3 protein-coding genes are annotated in these 2,304 nt (G+C 68.9%); 1 reads left to right on the forward strand and 2 read right to left on the reverse strand.

What is annotated here, in order from left to right; translation table 11 throughout:
* Both G3N99_RS38795 and G3N99_RS38800 read right to left on the reverse strand, forming a co-directional pair.
* A partial coding sequence (locus tag G3N99_RS38795) for a flagellar hook-length control protein FliK (RefSeq protein ID WP_206125041.1) occupies positions 1–1,032 on the reverse strand: 1,032 nt, incomplete at its 3' end.
* Between the two features lie 27 nt (positions 1,033–1,059).
* Positions 1,060–1,758, reverse strand: a complete 699-nt coding sequence (locus G3N99_RS38800) for an MgtC/SapB family protein (RefSeq protein WP_174940712.1) — start codon at positions 1,756–1,758, stop codon at positions 1,060–1,062.
* Positions 1,759–1,872: 114 nt separating this feature from the next.
* On the opposite strand from G3N99_RS38800, the gene G3N99_RS38805 reads away from it, so the two are divergent.
* Positions 1,873–2,304 (forward strand): AGE family epimerase/isomerase (locus tag G3N99_RS38805; protein WP_206125042.1); only part of this gene is annotated, 432 nt, incomplete at its 3' end.

The following is a 2,304-nucleotide window of genomic DNA, read 5'->3' on the forward strand; positions in this document are numbered from 1 at the left end:
TGCCGTGTTCGCCGTGTTCGCCGTGTTCGCCGTGTTCGCCGTGTTCGCCGTGTTCGCCGTGTTCGCCGTGTTCGCTGCAATCACCGGCTTGGCCGGCTGCGCCGACATCTGCGGCTCGGCCTTCGCCATCAGGCCCGGCGTCGTGCTCGCCCCGGCCGCCTCCAGCGCCGCGTCAACGCTCGTCACGACCGATGCGGATTGCTCCGTTATCGCGTCGCCTGCACTGGCAGTCGCCCGGCGCTTGCCGCCCGACGACGCACGGCGTTCCTTCACGGCGTCACCGGAGGATCGCCCTTCACGGGATTTGACGGCGGCGGCAGCAGCAGCAACAACAACAACAACACCTGCCTTCTCGACTTCACCGCCAACCGCCCGAGATTCGGTCGCCTTCGCCGCAGCACCATCGGTTGCTTGCAGCTTGGTCGCCACCGTTCCGTCGCCCTCTTCCGCAGGCACGTCGGCGGCCTTCGTTGCAACGTCACCGGCCAGGGGAATATCGACCGCCTTCATCGCAGCCACGCCAGAAGCCGGCGCGACGTCGACGTTTGCAACACCCCCGCCTTCAGGCGCCGAAACACCGTGTGCCAACGTCGCGACTTCCGGCGTCACAGCACCTTCCGCTGCTTCCACATGTCCCGCCGTGGCCACACCTTCCGGCGCACTGAACCCGTCCAGCGCGGCCTGCCGCCCGGAAGCCACGTCGTCCGCGACATCGACTGCCGCATCGCCTGGCGCGCCCGCTTCGTCGCGCGCCGCAGCCGGCACGCGCTCACCCGGCTCGAGCACAGGATCGCCGAACAGGTCGAGCGTCCGTTCGTCCCGCGACGCGTCGCCGGCCGGCGCACTGCCGGACCGCACCGCCGCCCTTGCGGACGTATTGCCCGCGGCAGCAGCCGAGCGCTGGCGCGAACGGGTCGATGAACGATTGGAACGGGAACGGGAGCGAGGCGAGGAAACGGATTCGGTCATGGAAATCGGATGGCGGGGCCCGCTGGCGCGGAACCGGATGTCGAACGGAATCTGGTCGGCCATTGTCGCATGCCCCGCCGCCGATTCAGCCTATTCGTCGCCCGACAGCCCGTTGCCCTCTTCGAAACGCGTGACGCCCTTCAGCGCACGCAGCTTGTCGCAGATCGCCTGGTATTCGAGCTCCGACACCCGCGCGAGCGCGATGCGCACCTCGTCGTGCTCGCCCGTGTCGTCGGCGCGCTGCACGATGAACTGCTTCACACGCGCACTGTCCGGGCCGAGCGCCGCGTGCAGCGAATCGAAGTTCAGCGCACCGCTCACGACCGTCAGCGCGAGCTGGCGCCGCTGGCGCACCGTGAAGTAGCGCCGCTCCAGCGGCTTGATGCCGGCCAGGATGATCAGGATGATGATCGTCGCCGAAATCGACGCGACGTAGAGCCCGCCGCCCACCGCGAGGCCGATCGCGGCGACCGACCACAGGCTCGCCGCGGTCGTCAGCCCGCGCACGATCTCGCCGCGCAGCAGGATCGAGCCCGCGCCGAGGAAGCCGATGCCCGACACGACCTGCGCGGCGATCCGCGACGGATCGAGCACGATGTGATCGTTGCTGCCGAGCACGTCGGCAAACCCGAACGCCGACACGATCATGATCAGCGTCGAACCGACACAGACGAGCATGTGCGTGCGCAGGCCGGCCGCCCACGACAGGCGCTCGCGCTCGAAGCCGATGACACTGCCCAGCGCCGCCGCGAGGACGAGCCGCATCACGAGTTCCAGGTTGCTCAGCATGCGATTTATCTCCTTTTTTGGTGCCGGCCCTGCGGAATGTTTTATCCTTGGCCCCGGCCGCGCCGATCCTCCGGGCCGCGCCGACACGTTTCGAAACCAGCGCTCAACCCCGTCATGTCCGTTTCCGACTCCGCTTCCGCCCAGGCCGCCCAGCTGCGCCACCACTTCGCGCACGTCGTCTTGCCGATCTGGCGGGGTTCAGGGTTCGACCAGACATTACAGCTGCCGTTCGAAGCCGTCGATCCGGCCACCCACGCGCCGCTGCCCGTGACCCGTTATCGCGCAATGGCCTGCGCACGGCAACTGTTCGTGTTCGCGCAGGCCGGCGACACCGCGCACGCGGCCACGCTGTTCGACGCGCTGGGCCGGCGCTTTCGCGACCCGCGCCACGGCGGCTGGAACTACAGCGTGGACGCACAGGGCGCACCGCTCGACACGACCAAGGATCTCTACACGCATGCGTTCATCGTGTTCGCGTGCGCCGCGTGGTATGCGGCGTCGGGCGACGCCGCCGCGCGCCAGGCGGCCGAGGAGACCGCCGCGTTG

Origin of the sequence: Burkholderia sp. Ac-20392 (genome assembly GCF_017104585.1) — a bacterium.
GTDB lineage: Bacteria > Pseudomonadota > Gammaproteobacteria > Burkholderiales > Burkholderiaceae > Burkholderia > Burkholderia lata.